General features: G+C 68.1%; 19 protein-coding genes and 1 tRNA gene. 10 read left to right on the top strand and 10 right to left on the bottom strand.

The genetic code is table 11. The features are described from left to right. Nucleotides 1-28 precede the first annotated feature (28 nt). Nucleotides 29-3,700: a transcription-repair coupling factor gene (mfd, locus tag ACEL92_RS06205; protein WP_374024759.1), complete on the bottom strand. Its 3,672-nt coding sequence runs from the start codon at nt 3,698-3,700 to the stop codon at nt 29-31. Between the two features lie 107 nt (nt 3,701-3,807). Here mfd and lysA point away from each other — a divergent pair, with 107 nt between their 5' ends. Continuing rightward, complete coding sequence (gene lysA / locus ACEL92_RS06200; protein ID WP_374024758.1) at nt 3,808-5,148, top strand: diaminopimelate decarboxylase; 1,341 nt, start codon at nt 3,808-3,810, stop codon at nt 5,146-5,148. A gap of 19 nt (nt 5,149-5,167) precedes the next feature. Here the strand turns inward: lysA and ACEL92_RS06195 are convergent, their stop codons facing one another. Then, nucleotides 5,168-5,761, bottom strand: a complete 594-nt coding sequence (locus tag ACEL92_RS06195) for a TetR/AcrR family transcriptional regulator (protein ID WP_156670229.1) — start codon at nt 5,759-5,761, stop codon at nt 5,168-5,170. A gap of 168 nt (nt 5,762-5,929) precedes the next feature. Here ACEL92_RS06195 and ACEL92_RS06190 point away from each other — a divergent pair. The 8 genes from ACEL92_RS06190 to pth all read left to right on the top strand — a co-directional run bounded on the left by ACEL92_RS06190 (nt 5,930) and on the right by pth (nt 12,097). Further along, a tRNA-Gln gene (locus ACEL92_RS06190) sits at nt 5,930-6,001 on the top strand. A 168-nt stretch (nt 6,002-6,169) separates the two neighbouring features. After that, the gene (glmU, locus tag ACEL92_RS06185) at nt 6,170-7,645 is read left to right on the top strand and encodes a bifunctional UDP-N-acetylglucosamine diphosphorylase/glucosamine-1-phosphate N-acetyltransferase GlmU (RefSeq protein ID WP_374024757.1); all 1,476 of its coding nucleotides are present in this window, start codon (nt 6,170-6,172) and stop codon (nt 7,643-7,645) included. 91 nt (nt 7,646-7,736) lie between these two features. After that, on the top strand, nt 7,737-8,717 hold the full coding sequence (locus ACEL92_RS06180) for a ribose-phosphate diphosphokinase (protein ID WP_374024756.1): 981 nt from the start codon (nt 7,737-7,739) through the stop codon (nt 8,715-8,717). Further along, entirely contained in the window at nt 8,718-9,062 is a 345-nt protein-coding gene (arsC, locus tag ACEL92_RS06175) for an arsenate reductase (glutaredoxin) (protein ID WP_374024755.1), read from the top strand. It begins immediately after the preceding gene. After that, nucleotides 9,059-9,709 carry an LpqN/LpqT family lipoprotein gene (locus ACEL92_RS06170; protein ID WP_374024754.1) on the top strand — a complete coding sequence of 217 codons (651 nt, stop codon included), beginning with the start codon at nt 9,059-9,061 and terminating at the stop codon, nt 9,707-9,709. The genes arsC and ACEL92_RS06170 overlap by 4 nt, the downstream gene beginning before the upstream one ends. A gap of 92 nt (nt 9,710-9,801) precedes the next feature. Further along, nucleotides 9,802-10,683, top strand: a complete 882-nt coding sequence (locus tag ACEL92_RS06165; RefSeq protein ID WP_374024753.1) for an oxidoreductase — start codon at nt 9,802-9,804, stop codon at nt 10,681-10,683. A 187-nt stretch (nt 10,684-10,870) separates the two neighbouring features. Continuing rightward, nucleotides 10,871-11,509 (top strand): 50S ribosomal protein L25/general stress protein Ctc, encoded by a 639-nt coding sequence (locus tag ACEL92_RS06160; protein WP_374024752.1) that lies wholly within the window; start codon nt 10,871-10,873, stop codon nt 11,507-11,509. Between the two features lie 12 nt (nt 11,510-11,521). After that, a complete protein-coding gene (gene pth, locus ACEL92_RS06155) occupies nt 11,522-12,097 on the top strand; it encodes an aminoacyl-tRNA hydrolase (RefSeq protein ID WP_374024751.1) in 576 nt (191 codons plus the stop codon). Between the two features lie 50 nt (nt 12,098-12,147). Here the strand turns inward: pth and ACEL92_RS06150 are convergent, their stop codons facing one another. The 5 genes from ACEL92_RS06150 to ACEL92_RS06130 all read right to left on the bottom strand — a co-directional run bounded on the left by ACEL92_RS06150 (nt 12,148) and on the right by ACEL92_RS06130 (nt 18,167). Then, nucleotides 12,148-13,782 (bottom strand): fatty acyl-AMP ligase, encoded by a 1,635-nt coding sequence (locus tag ACEL92_RS06150; protein WP_374024750.1) that lies wholly within the window; start codon nt 13,780-13,782, stop codon nt 12,148-12,150. Between the two features lie 326 nt (nt 13,783-14,108). Further along, nucleotides 14,109-15,065 (bottom strand): 4-(cytidine 5'-diphospho)-2-C-methyl-D-erythritol kinase, encoded by a 957-nt coding sequence (locus ACEL92_RS06145; RefSeq protein ID WP_374024749.1) that lies wholly within the window; start codon nt 15,063-15,065, stop codon nt 14,109-14,111. 60 nt (nt 15,066-15,125) lie between these two features. Then, nucleotides 15,126-16,058, bottom strand: coding sequence for a 16S rRNA (adenine(1518)-N(6)/adenine(1519)-N(6))-dimethyltransferase RsmA (gene rsmA, locus ACEL92_RS06140; protein ID WP_374024748.1), 933 nt, complete (start codon nt 16,056-16,058; stop codon nt 15,126-15,128). Further along, a complete protein-coding gene (locus ACEL92_RS06135) occupies nt 16,022-17,149 on the bottom strand; it encodes a transglycosylase family protein (RefSeq protein WP_374024747.1) in 1,128 nt (375 codons plus the stop codon). The genes rsmA and ACEL92_RS06135 overlap by 37 nt, the downstream gene beginning before the upstream one ends. A gap of 166 nt (nt 17,150-17,315) precedes the next feature. Next, nucleotides 17,316-18,167: a TatD family hydrolase gene (locus ACEL92_RS06130; RefSeq protein WP_374024746.1), complete on the bottom strand. Its 852-nt coding sequence runs from the start codon at nt 18,165-18,167 to the stop codon at nt 17,316-17,318. A gap of 19 nt (nt 18,168-18,186) precedes the next feature. On the opposite strand from ACEL92_RS06130, the gene metG reads away from it, so the two are divergent. Next, nucleotides 18,187-19,728 (top strand): methionine--tRNA ligase, encoded by a 1,542-nt coding sequence (gene metG / locus ACEL92_RS06125; RefSeq protein ID WP_374024745.1) that lies wholly within the window; start codon nt 18,187-18,189, stop codon nt 19,726-19,728. 96 nt (nt 19,729-19,824) lie between these two features. Here the strand turns inward: metG and ACEL92_RS06120 are convergent, their stop codons facing one another. The 3 genes from ACEL92_RS06120 to ACEL92_RS06110 all read right to left on the bottom strand — a co-directional run bounded on the left by ACEL92_RS06120 (nt 19,825) and on the right by ACEL92_RS06110 (nt 23,319). Continuing rightward, nucleotides 19,825-20,526 (bottom strand): TetR family transcriptional regulator, encoded by a 702-nt coding sequence (locus ACEL92_RS06120; protein WP_374024744.1) that lies wholly within the window; start codon nt 20,524-20,526, stop codon nt 19,825-19,827. A 134-nt stretch (nt 20,527-20,660) separates the two neighbouring features. Continuing rightward, on the bottom strand, nt 20,661-21,338 hold the full coding sequence (locus tag ACEL92_RS06115) for a TetR family transcriptional regulator (RefSeq protein WP_374024743.1): 678 nt from the start codon (nt 21,336-21,338) through the stop codon (nt 20,661-20,663). A 379-nt stretch (nt 21,339-21,717) separates the two neighbouring features. Then, on the bottom strand, nt 21,718-23,319 hold the full coding sequence (locus ACEL92_RS06110; protein ID WP_374026099.1) for a hypothetical protein: 1,602 nt from the start codon (nt 23,317-23,319) through the stop codon (nt 21,718-21,720). Nucleotides 23,320-23,416: the final 97 nt, after the last annotated feature.

The raw sequence follows: 23,416 nt of genomic DNA, 5'->3' as shown, positions 1-23,416 counted from the left end.
CTTAGCTTGGCATCGTCGCCGGCGCGGATCATCGCGCTTGTCGCTCCTCACCGGACATCGCTGCAGGTGACGCACTCGTTATATCAATGTCAGTCTGGGGTTTTCCTTGCAGCGCCGTCACCAGATTGGCCACCAGCTGCACCAGCTCGACGTCGCGGATGCGTGCCGCCCCCACACCGCCGGCCCGCGGGATGGGAACCTGCACGGTCGAGGTCGTGGCGCGGTAGCTCGCCGACGGATACATCCGCTTGAGCCGCACCTGAGCCGAATCGGGCAGCGTCATCGGCGACAGCCGCACGGTGGCCGCCGACGGGGCGGACACCTCGGTGATGCCGGCGGCGCGGCACAGCAGCCGCAACCGCGCCACCGCCACCAGGCGCAGGGCCGGTTCCGGCAGCGCGCCGTAGCGGTCGACGAGTTCCTCCACGACGGCGTCGACGGCCGCGTCGTCGGAAGCCGCCGCCAGCCGCCGGTAGGCCTCCAGCCGCAACCGGTCGCTGGCGATGTAGTCCGGCGGCAGGTGCGCGTCCACCGGCAGGTCGATCCGCACGTCCTTGGGCTCCTCGGCGGTGGTCACCGTCTGCCCGTCGGCGGCCGCGCGGTAGGCCTCCACGGCCTCGCCCACCAGCCGCACGTACAGGTCGAACCCGACCCCGGCGACGTGCCCGGACTGCTCGACGCCCAGCACGTTACCGGCGCCGCGGATCTCGAGGTCCTTGAGCGCGACCGCCATGCCGGCGCCCAGCTCGTTGTTCTGCGCGATGGTCGCCAGCCGGTCGTAGGCCGTCTCGGTGAGCGGCGCGTGCGGCGGATACAGGAAGTAGGCGTACCCGCGCTCGCGGCTGCGGCCAACCCGGCCGCGCAGCTGGTGCAGCTGGGAGAGCCCGAAGGTGTCGGCGCGCTCGACGATCAACGTGTTGGCGTTGGAGATGTCCAGGCCGGTCTCCACGATCGTCGTGCAGACCAGGATGTCGTACTCGCGGTTCCAGAACCCCTGCACGGTGCGTTCCAGCCGGTCCTCGGGCATCTGCCCGTGCGCGACGACCACCCGCGCCTCTGGGACCAGCTCGCGAACGTGCGCAGCGGCGCGGTCGATCGAGCTGACCCGGTTGTGCACGTAGAACGCCTGCCCGTCGCGCAGCAGCTCGCGCCGCAGGGCGGCCGCGACCTGCTTGTCGTCGTGCGGGCCGACGTAGGTCAGCACGGGATAACGCTCTTCGGGCGGCGTCAGGATGGTCGACATCTCGCGGATCCCGGCCAGGCTCATCTCCAGCGTCCGCGGGATGGGCGTGGCGCTCATGGTCAACACGTCGACGTGGGTCCGCAGCGACTTGATGTGCTCCTTGTGCTCGACGCCGAACCGCTGCTCCTCGTCGACGACGACCAGCCCCAGGTCCTTCCAGCGCACCCCGGTCTGCAGCAGCCGGTGCGTGCCGATCACGACGTCCACCGAGCCGTCGGCCAGTCCCTCGATCACGGCGCGGGACTCGGAGTTGTCTGTGAATCGCGAGAGCCCCTTGACGGTCACGGGGAAGCCGGCCATCCGGTCGGTGAAGGTCTGCAGGTGCTGGTCGGCCAGCAGCGTCGTGGGCACCAGCACCGCCACCTGCTTGCCGTCCTGGACCGCCTTGAACGCCGCCCGCACCGCGATCTCGGTCTTGCCGTAGCCGACGTCGCCGCAGATCACCCGGTCCATCGGGATCGGCTTTTCCATGTCGGCCTTGACCTCGGTGATGGCGGTGAGCTGGTCGACGGTCTCGGTGAAGCCGAACGCGTCCTCCATCTCGGCCTGCCACGGCGTGTCGGGGGAAAACGCGTGTCCGGGGCTGGCCTGCCGCTTGGCGTAGAGCGCGACGAGCTCGCCGGCGATCTCGCGCACCGCGCGGCGGGCCTTGGTCTTGGTGTTGGCCCAGTCGCTGCCCCCGAGCTTGCTCAATGCGGGCGCCTGGCCGCCGACATAGCGGGACAGCTGGTCAAGCGAGTCCATCGGGACGTACAGCTTGTCGGACCCGCCCCCGCGCTTGGCCGAGGCGTACTCCAGCACCAGATACTCGCGCCGCGCCCCGCCGACCGTGCGCTCCGTCATCTCGACGAACCGCCCGATGCCGTGCTGGTCGTGCACCACCAGGTCACCTGCCGTCAGCGCCAGCGGGTCGACGGTGTTGCGCCGCTTGGCCGCCAGCCGCTTGCCCTCGACGGCGGTGACCCGGCTGCCGGTCAGATCGGTTTCGGTGATGACGACCAGGTTGGCGGGATGGCCCGGAATTATCAGGCCGTCGTGGAGCGGACCCTTGAGCACGCTGACGATCCCTGGCTTGAGCCCGGTGTCCGCCGCGTCCGGTTCCAGCATGGCGGCGGGGGTGTCGGAGTCGGCGAGCCGCTCGACGACCCGGTGGGCGGTCCCAGCGCCCGGGGCGACGACGGCGGCGTAGCCACCGGTCGAGACGTGCGCGCGCAGCATCGCGAAGATGCCGTCGATGTCCTGCTGGTGCCCGCGGGCCGACGGCGCCGCCCGAATGTCCAACTCCACCGCCGACTCGTCGGACAACTGGCTCAGCGTCCACCACGGGTGACCGGACTTCGCCGCCGCGGCGCGCACGTCGTCCAGTTCGGCGAACCCCGATCCGCCGAATTGCGCCACGTCGACGGGCGCGTCGGTGCCGAGGGCGGCGACCGACCACGACGCCTCGAGGAATTCGCTGCCCGTCTTGATCAGGTCGGCGGCGCGAGTGCGCACCTTCTCGGGGTCACACACCAGCACCGGCGTGCCCTCGGCCAGTTGATCGGTCAGCAGCACGTGTTCGCCGGGGCGCAGCACCGGCAGCAGCGCCTCCATGCCGTCGACGGCGATGCCCTCGGCCAGCTTGGCCAGCATGTCGGTGACGCTGCCGGTGATGGCGGGCTCGGTCCCCGAGTGCCGGGCGGCGAGCGCGGCCGCCCGCTCGCGCACCTCGTCGGTCAGCAGCAACTCCCGGCAGGCGACCGCGATCACCGTTTCGACCTCGATGTCGGGTATCGAGCGCTGGTCGGCGACGGCGAACATCCGCATCTCGCTGACCTCGTCACCCCAGAACTCGATGCGCACCGGGTGTTCGGCGGTCGGCGGGAAGACGTCGAGGATCCCGCCGCGCACCGCGAACTCGCCGCGCCGCCCCACCATGTCGACCCGGGTGTAGGCCAGCTCCACCAGTCGCGCGACGACGTCGGAGAAGGCGATCTCCTCGCCGACCTTGAACGTGACCGGCTCGACCAGGCCCAGCTCCGGCGTCATCGGTTGCATCAGCGAGCGCACGGCGGTCACCACGACGCGTAGCGGCGGGCCCAATCGCTCGTCGTCGGGATGCGCCAGCCTGCGCAGCACCGTCAACCGGGTGCCGACGGTGTCGACGCCCGGCGACAATCGCTCGTGCGGCAGGGTCTCCCAGGACGGAAAAGCCGCGACGGCATCGCCGAAGACGCCGCGCAATTCGGCGGTCAGGTCGTCGGCTTCGCGCCCCGTCGCGGTGACCACGAGCAAAGGCCCCAACCGCGCCAGCGCGCTGGCCACGAAAAGCCGTGCGCTGGCTGGACCCACCAGGTGAAGCTCGGCCGGTCGTTCGGTCGCGCTTTCGATCAGTTGCTGGAAGGTCGGCGCGGTGAGCGCCAATTCAACGAGCCCCGCGATCGGGGGTTCTGGGCGAGCAGGCCCCGGTGCGGTCATGATGAATCCATTCTAGGGGCGCCAGGATTCGTCAATATTGAGCCCGGCGCCGTCAAGGGTTCGTAAGGAAGACGGCCCTTGGCTTCGCGCGGGCTCACGTTGGTTTCATGACATTGCTCGACATCGTGCCGTCGCTTGGTCACGCGGCCCCGCCGCGGTTCGATCCCGCGATCTGGCCCATCACCGCCCACCCCGACGAGCAAGGCAGGCTCTGCGTCGGCGGTGTGGCCCTGGCGGATATCGCCGACGAGTTCGGAACCCCGGCCTACGTCGTCGACGAGGCCGACTTCCGGCGCCGGGCCCGCCGCTATCGCAAGGTGCTGCGCGGCGTCCAGGTCGCCTACGCCGGGAAATCGCTGCTGACCACCGCCGTGGCTCGCTGGGCCCGCGACGAGGGCCTCGGCATAGACGTCTGCTCAGCCGGTGAGCTGGCCGTCGCCCTGGCCGGCGGGGTGGACCCGGTGCGGATCATCATGCACGGCAATGCGAAGTCTCCCGACGAGCTGCGCGAGGCCGTGCGCGCCGGGGTCGGGCGGGTGGTGCTGGATTCCTACATGGAGATCGCCTACCTCGCCGGCCTGGCGCGCGGGCGCCAACCGGTCCTCATCCGGGTGACCCCGGACATCGACATTCACGGACACCGCGCCGTGACGACCGGGGTCAGCGATCAGAAGTTCGGCTTCACCCTCGCCGGTGGCCACGCCGCCGAGGCGGTGAAACGGGTGCTGGCGCACCCGATCCTCGACCTGGTCGGCCTGCACTGCCACATCGGTTCGCAGGTCACCGACCCGGCGCTGTACGGCGAAGCGATTCACCGGCTGATCGCCGCGATGTCCGACATCCGGGCCCGGCATGGCGTCATCCTGACCGAGCTCAACCTCGGCGGCGGGCACGCCATCCCTTACGTTGCCGGCGACCGCGAACTCGACCTCGACATGCTGGCCCGCGTCATCGAGGACGCGCTCGACGAGGCCTGCGCCGCCGAGCAGTTCCCCCGCCCGAGCGTGGTGGTGGAGCCCGGCCGGGCCATCAGCGGCCGCGCCGGGGTCACCCTGTACCGGGTGTGCTCGGTGAAGGCGCAGTCCGGCGGGCGCACCTTCGTCGCCGTCGACGGCGGCATGAGCGACAACCCCCGGGTGTCGCTGTACGGCGCCCGGTACACCATCGCACTGGCGAACCGGAAACCGCTGGGCCTCAAGCAGCTCGTCACCGTGGTCGGCCGGCACTGCGAAGCCGGCGACGAAATCGCCCGGGACATCGAGCTACCCGCCGACCTGCGGCCGGGGGACCTGCTGGCCGTGGCCTGCACCGGCGCGTACCACCACAGCATGGCATCGAACTACAACATGGTCGGCCGGCCGGCCGTCGTCGGGGTCAACGGCGGTCGCGCGCGCGAGCTGGTCCGCCGCGAAACGGTCGCCGACCTCCTGGCCCGCGACCGCGGCTAGTGGCGAGCCACCCTCGGCATCAACTGTCTTGCAGCCTGGGGTCCGCCTCCAGATGGGTCAGCCCGTTCCACATCAGGTTGACCAGGTGCGCGGCGACCACTTCCTTCTTGGGCTCCCGGGTGTCGAGCCACCACTGCGCCGTCATCGACACCGAGCCCACCAGCGCCTGGGCATACAGCGGCGCCAGCTCGGGATCCAGGCCGCGGCGGGCGAAGTCGCCGGCCAGGATCGAGCTGACCTGATTGACGGCGTCGTTGAGCAGGCTGGAGTAGGTGCCCGAGCTGATCGCGGCCGGCGAGTCGCGGATCATGATCCGGAAGCCGTCGGTGCGCTCCTCGACATAGGTGAGCAACGCCAGCGCGACGCGCTCGACGCGGACCCGGGACCGGTTGTTGGTCAGCGACGAGGTGATGCCGTCCAGCAGCGCCGACATCTCGCGGTCGACGACCACGGCGTAGAGCCCCTCCTTGCCGCCGAAGTGTTCGTAGACGACCGGCTTGGAGACGTTGGCGCGCAGCGCGATCTCCTCGATCGAGGTGCCCTCGTATCCGCGTTCGGCGAACAGCGAGCGCGCGATGCCGATGAGTTGTTGTCGGCGTTCGGTACCGGTCATCCGGGCACGCGGCGCGCGTGTCTCCTTATCCGGCTCCTTGTCGAGAACAGCCACGTCAATCAGCGTATAGCTTCGCCGGGACCGAACCGCCCGTCTTTCCCTCGGCGCCGCGATCGCGCCGCGAACCGTCTAAAGTCTCTTGGTGGCGCGGGCCGATGGGCTTCGCGGTCCGTCGTGGTGTAATCGGCAGCACATCAGATTTTGGTTCTGAGAGTTCAGGTTCGAGTCCTGGCGACGGAGCTTTGCTCCTTGGGTCCAGGGGTGGGCCTATTCGGGACGGTCCCCGTACGTGGGGCCTGCGGTCGCGCGTTGGACCGATGCGGTCTTTGCGTCGACATCAGGTGTGGTGCCACGCTTAACGGCGTGTCGTCGCAAGAAGACGACGTTCAAGCCGGGTGAGGAGAGTTGATGGCGTCTCGTGGTGATACCGCGGTCCTGGTGCTCGCGGCCGGGCCGGGCACCCGGATGCGGTCGGACATTCCCAAGGTGCTGCACACGATCGCCGGGCGCAGCATGTTGTCCCACCTGCTGCACGCGATCAGCAAGGTCGCCCCGCAACACCTGGTCGTGGTCCTCGGGCACGACCACGAGCGCGTCGCGCCGTTGGTCGACGAGTCGGCCGACAGCCTGGGCCGCCCCATCGAGGTCGCCCTGCAGGACCGGCCGCTGGGCACCGGTCACGCGGTCCTCTGCGGCCTGTCCGCGCTGCCCGAGGACTACGCCGGCGTGGTCGTCGTCACCTCCGGGGACACGCCGCTGCTCGACTCCGACACCCTGGCCGAGTTGATCGCGACACATAACGCGGGATCGGCCGCCGCGACGGTGCTCACCACGACGCTCGACGATCCCACCGGTTACGGCCGCATCCTGCGCACCCAGGACAACGAGGCCACCGCGATCGTGGAACACGCCGACGCGACGCCGTCCCAGCGGGAAATACGCGAGGTCAACGCCGGGGTTTACGCCTTCGACGTCGCGGCGCTGCGCTCAGCGTTGAGCCGGCTGAGCTCCAACAACGCCCAGCACGAGCTGTACCTGACCGATGTGATCTCCATCCTGCGCGGTGACGGGCGGGCCATCCACGCCCAGCGCGTCGATGACAGCGCGTTGGTGACCGGCGTCAATAACCGCGTGCAGCTCGCGCAATTGGGCGCCGAACTCAACCGCCGGATCGTCGCGGCCCACCAGATGGCCGGGGTGACGGTGGTCGACCCGGCGACCACCTGGATCGACGTCGACGTCACGATCGGTCGCGACAGCGTCATCCACCCCGGCACGCAGCTCCTGGGCCGCACCCAACTTGGGGGCCACTGCGTCGTCGGCCCGGACACCACACTCACCGACGTCACCGTCGGCGACGGCGCGTCGGTGGTGCGCACCCACGGCACGTCGTCGTCCATCGGTGCCGGCGCCACCGTCGGGCCCTTCACCTACCTGCGGCCCGGCACGGTGTTGGGCGACGACGGCAAGCTCGGCGCGTTCGTCGAGACCAAGAACTCCACGATCGGCACCGGCACCAAGGTTCCGCACCTGACCTACGTCGGCGACGCCGACATCGGCGAACACAGCAACATCGGAGCGTCCAGCGTCTTCGTCAACTACGACGGCACGTCCAAGTCCCGCACCACCGTCGGCTCGCACGTGCGCACCGGGTCGGACACCATGTTCGTCGCCCCGGTGACGGTCGGCGACGGGGCATACACCGGCGCGGGAACCGTGGTCCGCGACGACGTCCCGCCGGGCGCGCTCGCGGTGTCCGCCGGGCCCCAACGCAACATCGAAGGCTGGGTGCAGCGCAAACGGCCCGGCAGCGCGGCGGCGGAAGCGGCCGAAAAGGCGACGAAGACCAACCACGAGACGTCCGAGCCCGAACAGACACTGTGACTTTGCTACCTGGTAACCCGGCCGCATTTCCGTACCATTCGCTACGTACGATTGGCCATCCACTTTTGATCCGAACGGCGAGGGCAGTGCGTTGAGCCACGACTGGACCGACAACCGCAAAAACCTGATGCTCTTCTCCGGCCGTGCGCACCCGGAGTTGGCCGAGCAGGTCGCGAAGGAGCTTGACGTCCACGTCACCGCTCAGACGGCGCGCGAGTTCGCCAACGGCGAGATTTTCGTCCGGTTCCACGAGTCGGTCCGCGGGTGCGACGCCTTCGTCCTGCAGTCGGCCCCGGCGCCGGTGAACGACTGGCTGATGGAACAGCTGATCATGATCGACGCGCTGAAGCGGGGCAGCGCCAAGCGGATCACCGCCGTCATGCCGTTCTACCCCTACGCCCGGCAGGACAAGAAGCATCGCGGCCGCGAGCCGATCTCGGCGCGGCTGGTCGCCGACCTGCTCAAAACCGCCGGCGCCGACCGGATCGTGACCGTCGACCTGCACACCGACCAGATCCAGGGCTTCTTCGACGGGCCGGTCGACCACATGCGCGGGCAGAACCTGCTGACCGGGTACATCCGGGACAACTACCCGGACGGAAACATGGTCGTGGTCTCCCCCGATTCGGGTCGGGTGCGGATCGCCGAGAAGTGGGCCGACGCGCTGGGCGGCGTCCCGCTGGCCTTCATCCACAAGACCCGCGACCCGCGGGTGCCCAACCAGGTGGTGTCCAACCGGGTCGTCGGCGAGGTGCAGGGCAGGACCTGCGTGCTGATCGACGACATGATCGACACCGGCGGCACCATAGCCGGCGCGGTCAAGTTGCTGCGCGACGAGGGCGCCGGTGACGTGATCATCGCGGCCACCCACGGCGTGCTGTCCGACCCGGCCGCCGAGCGGCTGGCGGCCTCCGGCGCCCGCGAGGTGATCGTCACCAACACGCTGCCGATCGGCGAGGAGAAGCGCTTCCCCCAGCTCACGGTCTTGTCCATCGCGCCGCTGCTGGCCAGCACCATTCGCGCCGTCTTCGAAAACGGCTCCGTCACGGGGCTGTTCGACGGAGACGCCTAGATGGGCGATACCGTCATCTACCACAACCCCCGGTGCAGCACGTCCCGCAAGACGCTGGACTTGTTGCGCGACAACGGCGTCGAGCCGACGATCGTCGAGTACCTGAAGAACCCGCCGTCGCGTGGCGAGCTGGTGAAGATGATCAACGACGCCGGGATCGACGTGCGGACGGCGGTGCGCAAGCGCGAATCGCTTTACGCCGAGCTGAATCTCGCCGATGCGACCGATGACGAGTTGCTCGACGCCATGGTCGAACACCCGATTCTGATCGAGCGGCCGTTCGTCGTCACACCGAAGTGCACCCGGCTGGCCCGGCCGGTCGACGCGGTCCGCGAGATTCTGTGAGACGTGGGTCCGCCGCCGCTGCTGCCATTGCGCTGACCCTGTCCGCGGTCGCGTGTGGACCCAAACCGCCTGATTACCAATCGGTCTGGTCGACGACTCCGACGACCACGACTACCACGACGCGGGTCGAAAAGCCCGTGCCCCTGTCGCAATATCTGCAGAACATCGGCGTCACCGGCCAGCAAGTGGCGCCAGGCAACCTGCCCGACTTGACGGTGTCGATCCCGACGCCCCCGGGCTGGTCGGTGGCCAGCAATCCGCACATCTCGCCGCAGACCGTGATGATCTCCAAGGGCAACAAGTATCCGACCGCCAGGCTGGTGGTGTTCAAGCTGAATGGCGATTTCGATCCCGCGCAGGTGATCCAGCACGGCAACGACGACGCCCAGCTGTTCGAGAACTTCAGGCAGCTCGACGCCTCGACGACGCCCTACAACGGCTTTCCCTCGTCGATGATCCAGGGCAGCTACGACCTGGACGGCACGCGGCTGCACAGCTTCAACCGGATCGTCATCGCCACCGGGTCGCCGCCCGCCAAGCAGCGGTACCTGGTTCAGCTCACCATCACCGACCTGGCCAACGAGGCGGTGGCGCAGTCCACCGACATCGAGGCGATCATGCGAGGGTTCGTCGTCGCGGCGAAATGAGTTCGGGCCCCGCCGAGATTGCCGTCATGGTCGTGATGGGCGCCCGAACCACAGTCCCGATCACCGATCGAGCCCTATTAGGCTCGTCAGCCATGACGAACTGGACCGCCGCAGACCTGCCCTCGTTCGCCGGGCGCACCGTGATCGTCACCGGGGCCAACAGCGGGCTGGGCGCCGTGACCGCCCGCGCGCTCGCCGGCCGGGGCGCCACGCTGGTCATGGCGGTCCGCGACGTCCGCAAGGGCGAGAAGGCCGCGCTGCAGATACGGGGCACCCAGACCGGCCCGGTCGAGGTGCGCCCACTCGACCTGCAGAACCTGTCGTCGGTGCGCGAATTCGCCGACGGCATCGACACGGTCGACGTGCTGATCAACAACGCGGGGATCATGGCCGCGCCTTACGCGCAGACCATCGACCACTTCGAGAGCCAGATCGGCACCAACCACCTGGGGCATTTCGCGCTCACCAACCTGTTGCTACCCAAACTCACCGATCGGGTGGTCACCGTGTCATCGATGGCGCACTGGGCGGGCCGGATCAGCCTCGACGACCTGAACTGGAAGAGGCGGCGGTACTCGCCCTGGCTGGCCTACAGCCAGTCCAAGCTCGCCAACCTGCTGTTCACCAGCGAGCTGCAGCGGCGCCTGGATTCGGCCGGTGCGACGCTGCGCGCGCTGGCCGCCCACCCCGGCTATTCGCACACCAACCTGCAGGGGGCCTCGGGCCGCAAGCTCGGCGACGCGATGATGTCGGCGGTCACCCGGGTGGTGGCCACCGACGCGGACTTCGGCGCCCGCCAGACGCTGTACGCGGCGTCGCAGGACCTGCCGGGCGACACGTTCGTCGGGCCGCGGTTCGGCCAGCTGGGCCGCACCCAACCCGTGGCGCGCAGCCGGCGGGCGCAGGACCCGGCGACGGCCCGGGCGCTCTGGGAGTTGTCCGAGCAGCTCACCGGCACCACATTCCCGCTCTGATACCCGTCGGCGCCCCTGCCGGCCGGGCACGCAGACCTCCGCAATTTCCGCTCCGAGCTGCGGATGCGCTAACCTGACCGGGCGTCACGGCGAGGGTGGCTGGCCAGCCAGCACCGTTATCGACGGAGACCGACGAATTGTCGCGACCCTGGCCGTGCCCCCACCGACCAGCATTAGGAGCGACACGATGGCCAAGTCCGCAGGCAACCAGCTCACCGCCACGGTGCGAACCGAGACCGGCAAGGGCGCGTCCCGCCGAGCCCGCCGCGAAGGCAAAATCCCCGCCGTCCTCTACGGCCACGGCTCCGACCCGCAGCACCTGGAGCTGCCCGGCCACGACTTTGCGGCCGTGCTGCGCCACGCGGGCACCAACGCCGTGCTGACCCTGGACATCGACGGCAAGGAACAGCTGGCGCTGACCAAGGCGCTCGACATCCACCCGATCCGCCGCACGATCGAGCACGCCGACCTGCTGGTCGTGCGCCGCGGCGAGAAGGTCGTCGTCGAGGTCACCGTCATCGTCGAGGGGGACCCCGTTCCCGGTGCACTGGTCACCCAGGAGGCCAACGCCATCGAGATCGAGGCCGAGGCCCTGTCCATCCCCGAGCAGCTGACCGTGTCGGTCGAGGGCGTCGAGGAGGGCACTCAGATCACCGCGGGCCAGATCGAACTGCCGCGCGGGGTGAACCTGATCTCGGACCCGGAGACGCTGGTGGTCAACGTGGTGACCGCCCCGACAGCCGAGGACCTCGAGGGCGAGGCCGCGCAGGAGGAAGCCGAGACCGCCGAGGCCGAAGACGCCGGCGAGCCCCAAGAGACCGAGTAGGCGGACCGCAACGTGGCCGAGCCGTTGCTGGTGGTCGGCCTGGGCAACCCCGGAGACAACTACGCCCGCACCCGGCACAACCTCGGGTTCATGGTGGCCGACCTGCTCGCCGACCGATTGGGCTCAAAATTCAAGGTGCACAAGCGTTCCGGCGCCGAGGTGGTCAGCGGCCGGTTGGCCGGGCACTCGGTCCTGGTCGCCAAGCCGCGCTGCTACATGAACGAGTCCGGCCGCCAGGTCGGGCCGCTGGCGAAGTTCTACTCGGTGCCGCCGGCCGACATCATCGTCGTGCACGACGACCTCGACCTGGACTTCGGCCGCATCCGGCTGAAGATCGGCGGCGGCGAGGGGGGCCACAACGGGCTGCGCTCGGTGGCGGCCGCGTTGGGCACCAAGGACTTTCAGCGCGTCCGCATCGGGATCGGCCGACCGCCCGGACGCAAAGACCCCGCGGCCTTCGTGCTGGAGAACTTCTCGGCAGCCGAACGCGGCGAGGTGCCCACCATTTGCGAGCAGGCCGCGGACGCGACGGAGTTGCTGGTCGAGCTGGGGCTAGAGCCGGCGCAGAACCGCGTCCACGCCTGGTAGGTGCCCCGGCCGCCAAAGGTGGGCCTTCTGGACGAAGGCGCCCGAAAACCCTAGCTGACGAGGCTGACGGAGTTGGACCGGCGCAGCTTGCCCGACGGCGTCTTCGGGATGGTGCCCGGCCCGAGCACCACCACGTTGCGCGGCCGCATATCGACCTCGGACACCACCTCGCGCGCGACCTGGTGCTCGATGCGGCGCACCTCGGCCGGGTCCTGCCAGGCGTTGGACTCGACGGCGACGGCGAACGTCTCGCGGGAGTGCCCGGCGTCCAGGCGCACCGCGACCGCGCACCCCGGCCGCACCCCCTCGACGCGGCAGGCGGCCCGCTCGATGTCGGTGGGATAGATGTTGCGGCCGGCCATGATGATGACGTCCTTGACGCGGCCGCACACCACGATGTGGCCCTCCTCGGTCATGTAGCCGAGGTCACCGGTGTCATACCAACCGTTCTCGTCCTGCGCCGGGATGAAGCCACCCATCGTCAAATAGCCCGGGGTCAACGACTCCCCGCGCAGCTCGATCACGCCGACGCCGCGGGCAGGCATCACGTCGCCGTTCTCGTCGATGATGCGCGCCTCGAGGTCCTGCAGCAGCGGGCCGAGCGTGGCCAGCCGGCGGGTGTTGCCCTTGGTGGCGGGCACCGCGCGGCGCAGCGCCGCCAGCAGGTCCGCGTCGACCTCGTCGACGACCAGGCCGGCGTTGCACTCCGAGAACGACACGGCCAGCGTGGTCTCGGCCATGCCGTAGGCCGGCAGGATCGCCGACGGGCTCAGGCCGAAGGGCTTGCCCGCATCCAGCAGATCCTCCACATCGGCGGGTTCGACCGGCTCGGCACCGGACAGCGCGAAGCGCAGGGTCGACAGGTCGAAGTCGCCAGGCTTGGCGTTGCGGCGCAGCCGCTTGGCCAGCAGCGCGTAGGCGAAGTTGGGCGCCGCGGTCATGGTGCCCTTGTACTTGTCGATGAGCTTGGCCCACAGCAGCGTGTCGCGCAGGAAGTCCATCGGCGTGACCTTGACGAGTTCGGCGCCGAAGTACATCGGGATGGTCAGGAACCCGACCATGCCCATGTCGTGGAAGCACGGCAGCCAGCTGACCATGACGTCCTTGTTGACGTCGTATTGGGCGCCGATGAACATCGCCTCGGCGTTGGAGTAGATGTTGCGGTGGGTGATCTGGACGGCCTTCGGGGAACCGGTGGACCCGGACGTCAGCTGCATCAGCGCCAGGTCGTCCTCGCCGACCTCGACGGGGTCGATCGGCTCCGACGCCAGCAGGTCGGCGACGGTGAGCACCTTGATGCCCTTCTCCTCGAGCACGGGGATGGCCACCAGGAAGGGCTCCGAGACGATGACGGCCTTGGCCTCGATCATCCCGATGACGTTCATCGTGTCTTCGGCCCACACCGCCAGGTCGGTGCGCGGGGTGGGCTGGTGCAGCATCGTCAGGCTGGCGCCGCGCATCCACAGGCCCTGCGCGGTCGGGGCGATCTCCACCGGGAAGCCGGCAAGGACACCGACGGCGTCGCCAAGGCCGATGCCGGCGGCGGCGAGGCCGCCCGCGATGCGGCGGGCGCGTTCGTGGACCTCGCCCCACGTGTGGCGGACCGGTTCGTGCGGTTCACCGGTGACCATGCCCGTCGTCACGGTGCGGGCATTGCGGTACATCTTCTCGGTAAACCTGCTCACACAAACCTCCTCGGTTCCGGCGCTCGCCCCAACGCCCGAGATTTCATATTCCGCCCACCGGGAAGCACTTCGCAGCAGGCTCGCAAACACAGTCGCGCAGCGGTTAGATCTCGAATCGGCGATGGGCCGGCGACCCCGCGTCCGGTCGCCCGACAAGCGCGGCCCGGGCCCGAAAAGCGCTGGTAGGCCCGCAGCATCAGTCGTCCGCCGGGGACTCCGGCGGACGACGAAAATAAGTGGTCTTGCTCAGTGCTACCCGTCACCGCGCATCATCTTAAACTCCTCTTAGGGTTCAGCCCAAACGAATGCGCGTTTTGGGGTGATTTTCACACTTCGGTGGGAGCCGGAACCACGCGCGCCCCGGCCACCGGCCCGCTGGCGACCCGCACCGTGCGGCAGACGCCCGCCCCGGACACCTCGGTACCCACGTCGACGGCCGAGGCCGCCGAGGAGCACAGGAAGGCGCACGTCGGGCCCGATCCGGACACGATGCCCGCCAGGGCGCCGGCCTGGACGCCCGCGCGCAGCGTGCGACGCAGCTTGGGGTTCAGGCTCACCGCGGCGGCCTGCATCTCGTTGCCCAGCAGCGACGCCAGCTGCTCCGGGTCGCCCGCGGCCAAGGCCGCCAGCACCGGGCCCGGCCCGGCGAGCCGGGGCGGGTCGCCCGCCCCCCGCAGGCGGTCGAGTTCGGCGAACACCGCCGGGGTGAGCAACTCGCCGTCGGCGAACGCCAGCACCCAGTGGAAGGTGTTGCGGGACAACACGGTGGCCAGCTCCTCGCCACGGCCGGTGCCCAGCGCGGTGCCGCCGTGCAGCGCGAAGGGGACGTCGCTGCCCAACCGCGCGGCCAGCATGCGCAGGTCGCGGCGCGGCACGTTGAGTTCCCACAGCGAGTTCATGGCAACCAGGACCGCCGCCGCGTCCGCGCTGCCGCCGGCCATCCCCCCGGCCACGGGGATGGCTTTGTCGATCATGATCGAGACGTCGGGCGCCCGGCCGACGTGTTCGGCCATCAGCTCGGCGGCCTGCCAGGCGAGGTTGCGTTCGTCGGTGGGCAGTTTGTCGGCGCCCTCGCCGACGAGCTCGAGCGACAGCACGTCGGCGTTGCGCACGGTCACCTCGTCGAGCAGGGAGACGGCCTGGAAGACGGTCGTCAGCTCGTGATACCCGTCCTCGCGGCGCTCGCCCACCTCGAGGTAGAGGTTGACCTTCCCGGGCACCCGCACGGTGACCGACCCGGTGGGCACCCACTGCGCGGCAGTATTGCCGTCAGACGCGGACATCGCAGCAGACTATCGCTGCCGCCGGCCAACCACACGCAGCGGCGCCCGCGGCGCCGCGCTTCAGCTCGGCGACGCCTGCTGGTGGGTCGCGGTGTCGGCCCGCTCGCTCGATCGCCGCAACAGCCGGACGAAGTCGTCGATGGACAGGGTCTCACCGCGGCGCGCCGGGTCGATGCTGGCGGCCAACAGCCGGCTCGCCGACTCGTTGCCCGAGCCGGCCCACTCGACGAACGCGTTGCGGGTCGTCTTGCGCCGCTGCGCGAACGCGATGTCCACCAGCTCGAACACCTGGCGACGGAAGGCCTCGTCGGTGGGCCACTGCGGGGTGGCGTAGCGGTCGATGCGCACGAGCCCGGAATACACACGGGGAATCGGCCAGAAGACCGTCGGTGACACCGTGCCGCACCGGCGCACCGACCCGAAGTAGCGGACTTTGACGCTTGGCACGCCGTAGTCCTTACCGCCCGGCTCGGCGGCAAGACGTTCGGCCACCTCTGCCTGCACCATGACGGTCACCGTCTGAATCGAGGGGAATTCGGCGAGCAGATGCAGCAGCGCGGGCACCGCGACGTTGTAGGGCAGGTTGGCGACGACCGCGTTGGGCTGCGCCGCCAACTCGTCCCGGCGAAGGGTCAAGACGTCGCGGTTGAGGACGGTGAACCGCTGCACTTCGCTGTTCGAATGCTCGGCGACGGTCTGCGGCAGCCGATCGGCCAGCACCGGGTCTATTTCGACGGCCGTGACGGTGGCGCCGCGGTCCAGCAGCGCCAGCGTCAGCGAGCCCAGACCCGGTCCGACCTCCAGGACGTCGTCGGACCGGCCGACCCCGGAAGTGGAGACGATCCGGCGGACCGTATTGGCATCGTGGACGAAGTTTTGACCGAGGGATTTCCGTGGCCGAAGGTCAAGTTCTTTGGCAAGCCGCCTGATCTCGGTGCGACCGAGCAGCCGGATCGTCAGCTCGCACCAGCTCTTCCGCTGCACACGGGCCACGCGCCCCAGCCCTGACGCTCGCGCGTCACCTCGGCGACGGCGATCTGCTCTTCCCGGGTTGCCAGGTCCGCGCGTGAGGCGAACCGCAGCCCGCCGTTGCGCTCCCAGGTGCCCTGGTCGAACTGCACACCGCCGTAGTAGCCGTTGCCGGTGTTGATCGCCCAGTTCCCGCCCGCCTCGCAGCCGGCGATGGCGTCCCAGATGGAGCCGTTGGTGACCGGTGGCACGTCGGTGCCGGGCTTGGTGCCCACCCGCACGACCGCCTCGCGAGCCGGGGTGATCACCGTGTTGGCGATCGGCAGTCGGCCGGTCTCAACACCATTGACGGTGGCCACCGCGAACGTGACGTCCTGGGTGCCGGGGGCGCCCGGGTCTTCGACCACCTGGCGGCTCATGTTCATGTCCGGATCCTCGACCCGACGGGCGTTCGGCTGCAACGGCATCCGCTCGGTCACCCGCTCGATCCGGTTGCGGGTCACCTGGATTTCCATGCCGTCGACGATCGGCGACGACGCGCTCGGCGTCGCCTGGTCACCCTCGAGCAACGGGGCGCCGGCGGCGCTCAGCAGCCCACCGACGTTGGGCGCGGGCAGGTGCACCGTGCGGGTCGCGCCGCCATCGGTGATGCGGACCGTCTTCGCGCTGACGACGGGCAGCGCCATACCGGCCAGCGGGACCCGGCTAGCGCGAGAGGCCGCGGCCGGGGCCGTGTCGGTCATGGCGAGTTGGGCCAGGGCCTCGTCGACGGTCGATGCCGTCGTCCACACCTGCTTGGTGTCGTGGCCGTCCAGCGAGATCTGCAGGGGCCGGCTGCGGCGCAACACGATGTTGGCGGCGTCGTGAACCTTGACGTCCCCGGCGGGGTACAGGTCGTCACGCTCGTCGACGGCGAAGCCGTTCTCCTGCACGATGTCGATGACCCGCGACTTCATGGTCGTGACCCGCATCGCGATGCCGTCGACGGTCAGCGTCACCGTCTTGCACGCGGAGACCGCGAATCCACCTGCGAACGCCAGAACTAGGAGCAATCCTCCGACGATAAGCCGCAACGTCGGCGACGGTGTCTGATGAAGTTTTGTTAATACAGTCAACGCGCGTCTATCCCGAACACAGCAAGTACTCCAACGACCTAATCAGCACCAAGCGACAAATTAGGGCCCGTAGGCCCCACCCTTTCGATCACAAGACGGTAACGAACCGGCCAAAGTTGGGCAACTCCGGCGCGAATTTGTTAACGGAATCGTCCGGTGCAGCGAGTTAACCGGGAGCCAGCCCATAGACCCGCCGAGCGTTGCTCGTCGTGGCCTGCGCCAGCTCTTCGGCGGGACGGCCCACCAGTTCGGCGACCGCTCGGACAGTATAGGGAAGGCAATACGGCTCGTTCGGCGCGCCGCGGTATGGATGGGGCGTCAAGAAGGGCGCGTCGGTTTCCACCAGCAGTTGTTCGGGTGGGATCAGCGGGACGGCTTCCCGCAGGTCGCGGGCGTTTCGAAAGCTCGCCGTCCCCGACAGGCTGAGCAACCACCCCGCGTCCACGCAGCGGCGGGCCATCGCGGCGTCCGACGAGAAGCAGTGGAAGATCACCGTGTCGGGAGGACCTTCGGCCGCCAGCACGTCCAGCACCTCGGCGTCGGCCTCCCGGTTGTGGATCATCAACGGTTTGCCGCACCGCTTGGCCAGGTCGATGTGCCAGGCGAAGGCTTCCCGCTGGGTGTCCGGTTGCGCGCACCCGTCGAGGCGGCCGGGCCAGTACAGGTCCAGGCCGGTCTCACCGACGGCCACCACCCGGGGGTGCGCCACCAGCCGCTCGATTTCGCCGCGGGCGGCCTCGTCCAGCACGTCGGCGCGGGTCGGGTGCAGGGCCACCGCCGCGTACACCCGCGGATCCCATTCGGCGGCGCGGGTCACCCACGCCGCCGACGCCAGGTCGTCGGCGATGGTGACCACCGCCCCCACCCCGACCGCCGCGGCGCGATCCACGATGGCACGCACGTCGCCAGCGTCCCGCGCGCCGCACGCGTCGAGGTGGGTGTGCGCGTCGACCAGGGGCGCCAACGGCTCGGGTGCGGGCGGCGCTTCTCGTTCTCGTCGGTTGGAGCTCACGCGCACACAATAAGGTGGACTCTCGATGAGGCCCTTCTACGTCACCACCGCGATCACCTACCCCAATGGCAATCCGCACGTCGGGCACGCCTACGAGTACATCGCCACCGACGCCATCGCGCGGTTCAAGCGGCTCGACGGGTTCGACGTGCGATTCCTGACCGGCACCGACGAGCACGGCCTCAAGATGCTCGAGACGGCGGCGGCGGAGGGCCTCCCGACCGCGGAGCTGGCGCGGCGGAATTCCGACGTGTTCCAGCGCCTGCAGGAGAAGCTCAACATCTCCTTCGACCGCTTCATCCGCACCACCGATGCCGACCATCACGAGGCGTCTAAGGAGATCTGGCGGCGGATGGACGCCGCCGGGGACATCTACCTGGACAGCTACGCCGGTTGGTACTCGGTGCGCGACGAGCGGTTCTTCGTCGAATCGGAGACCGCCATCGTCGACGGGACCAGGGTCGCCGTGGAGACCGGAACACCGGTGACGTGGACCGAGGAGCAGACCTACTTCTTCCGGCTGTCGGCGTACACCGACAAGCTGCTGGCCCATTACGAGGCCAACCCGGACTTCATCGCCCCCGAAGTGCGCCGCAACGAAGTGGTCAGCTTCGTCTCCGGCGGCCTGCGCGACCTGTCGATCTCGCGCACCTCGTTCGACTGGGGCGTCAAAGTGCCCGACCATCCCGATCACGTCATGTACGTCTGGGTCGACGCGCTGACCAATTACCTGACCGGGGTTGGCTACCCCGACACCGACTCGCCGATGTTCCGTCGTTACTGGCCCGCCGACCTGCACATGATCGGCAAGGACATCATCCGATTCCACACCGTCTACTGGCCGGCGTTTCTGATGTCGGCCGGGATCGACCTGCCGCGCCGGGTTTTCGCGCACGGGTTCCTGCTCAATCGGGGCGAGAAGATGAGCAAGTCGGTGGGCAACATCGTCGACCCGGTGGCGCTGACCGAGACGTTCGGCGTGGACCAGTTGCGCTATTTCCTGCTGCGGGAAGTGCCCTTCGGCCAGGACGGCAGCTACAGCGAAGACGCCATCGTCACGCGCATCAACACCGACCTCGCCAACGAGCTGGGCAACCTGGCGCAGCGGTCGCTGTCCATGGTGGCCAAGAACCTGGACGGGGTGGTGCCGACGCCCGGGGAATTCACCGCCGACGACGCCGAACTGCTGGCGACGGCCGACGGCCTGCTGGACCGCGTGCGCGCCGCCTTCGACGGGCAGGCGATGCACTTGGCGTTGGAGGCGATCTGGCTGATGCTGGGCGCCGCCAACCGATATTTCTCCGCCCAGCAGCCGTGGGTGTTGCGCAAGAGCGACTCGGAGGCGGACCAGAAGCGTTTCGCGACTGTGCTTTACACGACGTGCGAGGCGGTTCGCATCGCGGCGCTGCTGATCCAACCGGTGATGCCCGAGTCGGCCGCTAAGCTGCTGGACTTATTGGGACAGGGGGAAGACCGGCGCGCATTCAGCGCCATCGGCACCCGGTTGGCCCCCGGCACGGTGTTGCCGCCGCCCACCGGCGTCTTCCCCCGCTACCAAATCGAGTGATGCGCGATCGAGCTCGAAGATCGAAGAGAACAGAGCATCAAGCACCTAAGTCGAGGCGCAATGTGTTGTGCCCCAACGGGTTCCACTGACCATTAATCATTTGACATCTGGCGCTAAATCATTGGCGGCTCGAGGATCCGCCGGAGGCTGGGCATAGCGCAAAGTCCCGCGAACCAGAAATTGCTGGAAGTAGGGAAGCGAGACGTCGGTAACCATTCCGGCCAGCAAGATTTGCCATACTTGAGCTGTCCGCCGGACGAGGTCAGCCGAAAGGTCCGCGGTGGGAATCGCGTTAGACAGCAACCGCGTTCCGAGGACGGCGCCGACGATGGACTCGCTCACCGCTGTCGCATCGAGGTCTGGCCGTAGATCCCCTTCGGCGCTTGCCCGCGATGCTTCGGCGGCCATCAGCTCTACACAGGCTTCGTAGAATCGGGTGGCCGCGTCGTTGAATCCGGTCAACGCGAAAGCCAATTGCTCGGCGGCGCGGGCCATCTTGTCCGAACTGAGCACGTTAGCAATCGTGAACGTGCCGTGGATCATGTTTTCGAGCGCCGGTGATGACGAGCCACATACGTTACGGAACGCCATGAGAAGCGAATCCGAACCCGCCTCGATGATGGCGGACGCGAGTGATTCCTTCGAATCGAAATGGTGGTACATCGCTCCTTTGGTCATCCCGGTCCGCTCGATGATCGTGCCCCAAGCGGCGGCCGCGTATCCGACCTCGCCGAATACCTCGATCGCGGCATCCAAAATCTTTTGCCGCGTTGCTTCCGATCGAACCTGACGCGCCATCGCTACCGCACCTCCGGGGTGAGTTCGATTGGACCTAACCGCATTCGGCACTGCTCCTTCGAGCAGTCGGCCAAGAATATGCAGCCTAGCAACTATCCTTCATGGCAATCCTCACTGTCCTGACGATAGGACTGTCACATGAAGTCCTCACCGGTCGGCACCGCACCGATCGCCAGCGCTGTGCGCCGCCTGATGAATTGGCTGAAATAGTCGATCCGATCGGGTTCTAGCACGCCGGTCAGCATGAGGTGCCAGAGCTTCTCGAGCTCGAGCAGGAACCGCTCAGGTTCGTCAAGGTTGCTTGTTCGCCGCAGCCCCATATGAAGCGACACGACGAGGCGTCCCACATCCTGTGGATTACATTGCTTGCGGAGGTCACCATCGGCAATCGCCTTCTTGGCAACCGCTGCGAGCGCCTTGATCCATCCGTCTAACAGCGCCTCCTCCAGCCCCGCCGAGCGACCGACGGACTCGAGCAGGTTCAGCCCGGCCCTGACCAGATCGACACGGAGGTCCTGGCAGGCCAGCTGGTAGGAGAAGTCGATCAACGTTTCCAGCCCGGACATGTTTCGAGAGAGCAACTCTTCCAACGCGACGCTACCCGCGGCGGTCCCCGTCTCGATGATCGCGACCGCAAGCGCGTGCTTGGAACGAAAATGGAAATACATTGCGCCTTTGGTCAGATCGGCCTCGGTGAGAATCTCGTCGAGACCGACATCATGGTATGGCCGTCGGGCGAACTGCTGTGCAGCCGCCCGCAGGATCTGCCGCCGCGTCGTATCCGAGCGGCCGTCAGTCGGTCGAGTCGTCATCGCCAACGTCGGGACGAGGCGGCCGTCATTCTGTCGTCGAGCCTCGGGTTGGCTATTGCTACGACCGTCGAGCGGTCGCTCGCGTTCACCTTCACGTATGCCTCCTCGAGCGGGGCGCCCTTTCCGTGTGGGCAGTTGCCCACCGGCTTGCCCGGAGGCCAAGTTGATGAGCTCGCGTGGTTCGCACCCGAGTTCTCAACGCCGATGACCAGTACCCGCGCAACAAAACCTTAAGTCCTTGAAATACATTTTTATCATACTCGCAGTATGGGCGGTATTGTACTCAAGTCGAATTCATTCGACAGTGACCTCCGCGGGCACGCCGGTTCATCCGACTCATCGGTCGGAGGCGGTAATTCGATACCAACTGCCGATGGCCTCATGAGTCGCGCGGGACGTCCAGCGTTGCGATTGGATACAAGCCGGCCCCGTCGCGGCCGTCGCGGGCCAGCGCCATCGGCGCGTAGTTCACCACGTGCGAGGCGCCCGGCTTGTGCTGCTGCCATTCCACGGACGCCCGCAGTGTGTAATGCCCGGGCACCAGGCCCGTCACGTCGACGCGCACCGATTCCGTCGAGGACTCAGGAACGGCCTCCTCGCGTGACGGGCTGGAGTCGTCGTGGACCAGCGACTTGAGGTTGACGGTCCCCGCGATGGTGCGGACCACCGCTCCCGAGAAATCGACCAGCTTGTACCCCGGAGTCCACTGTTCGGTGGCCGCCGCGGAGCCGTAGTTGGTCCAGACGACGGAGATGGCGGCGATCTTGCCCTGGATCGACTGTGATCCGGGCTTGGCCTCCACCGAATACCGGTAACCGGCGGCGGTGTTCGCCTTGACCCACAAGAGATAGAGCTTGGGATCCATCGCCGACGCCGCGTCCCGGTCCGGGAAGTTCGCGCTCGACGTCATTGAGACGTGATACCGGACCACGTCGTGCAGGGCCTTCTCGTAGTAGGACCGCGGGTCGGTCCCGTTCGGCAGTCGACACCACTGGCTGATCACCAGCGCCGAGGTGAGCCGCTGCTTGATCGCATTGACGGCCGCGTCGTTGATCCGCACATAGTGCGAGTCGCTGGACTCGGCCCATTCCGGCAGGGGTGACTGCACGCCGAGACAATCGGCGCGGATGCCGACCGGCGCGGACAGCTTCCTCGTCACGTCGTCGGCGAACAACTCGCGGACGATCTCCGGATTCTCGGCGGTCGTCACCAATTGGGTGTGCGGGAACGCGCCCACGTTGGCGGCCACCAGCTGCGCAATGGACGCTTTGGTGATGGTCTGATCGCGAAACTGGCTGTAATAGCCCAACTTCGGCTGACTATCGTCCGGCGTGGGCCCTGGCGCGCCGAGCGCGTCACGCAAGTACGCGAGGCTGTTCTCACCGAAGTCGCCGTACCCGGAGAACTCGAAGACGCTGAGCCGCTCGTCGCCGTCGTAGCGCCGCCCGAGCGCGGCGAGCAGCTGACCGAAGTTGTTGAGGTAGTCGGCGTCGTTCCAGTTCGGCACCACCTGCGCGACTCCCGGTGCGGAACTGGTGGGCGGCGCGGGATAGCTGGTGGCCGCCGAGCGGATCCAGTCCGGAATCGCGATGTTGGTGTTGCCCGGATAGGAATCGTTGCAACACGATTTGTAGGCGTACACCCCCAGGATCAGCCGCATGTTGCGGCTGCCCAGCTTTGTCAGCGCGTCGTCGATCGCGCTGAAGTCGAACTTGAGGTCGTCGGGAGCGTCGGGCGGCAGCGTGCGCGGGTCGACGGGCTGCAATTGCCGCCACGAGACCCGCAAACTGGCGTCATACGATGCCGGCCACGCCGCGTACCGCTGCGCGGAATTTCCTTGTGGGAAAAGCGGATTCATGCCCTCTTCGTATTGGCCGCGCAGTGGGTTTCCGATTTCCTGGGCGGTCGGGGGAATGGCCGGACTGACCATGGCCGACAGTGGCCCGGGGTCGCTTCTGCCGCCGCATCCGCTCAGCAGCATCGCCGCGCACACGACAGCGACCAGCGCGCTCTTCCTCGACTTCACGGTTACTTCTCCCAAGACACGCCGATGCTCACTGAAGTGGCCCCATACTGCC

The sequence above is a fragment of the Mycobacterium hainanense genome (genome assembly GCF_041890355.1).
Taxonomy (GTDB): Bacteria; Actinomycetota; Actinomycetes; order Mycobacteriales; family Mycobacteriaceae; genus Mycobacterium; species Mycobacterium hainanense.
This window is presented reverse-complemented; position numbering and strand designations above follow the sequence as displayed.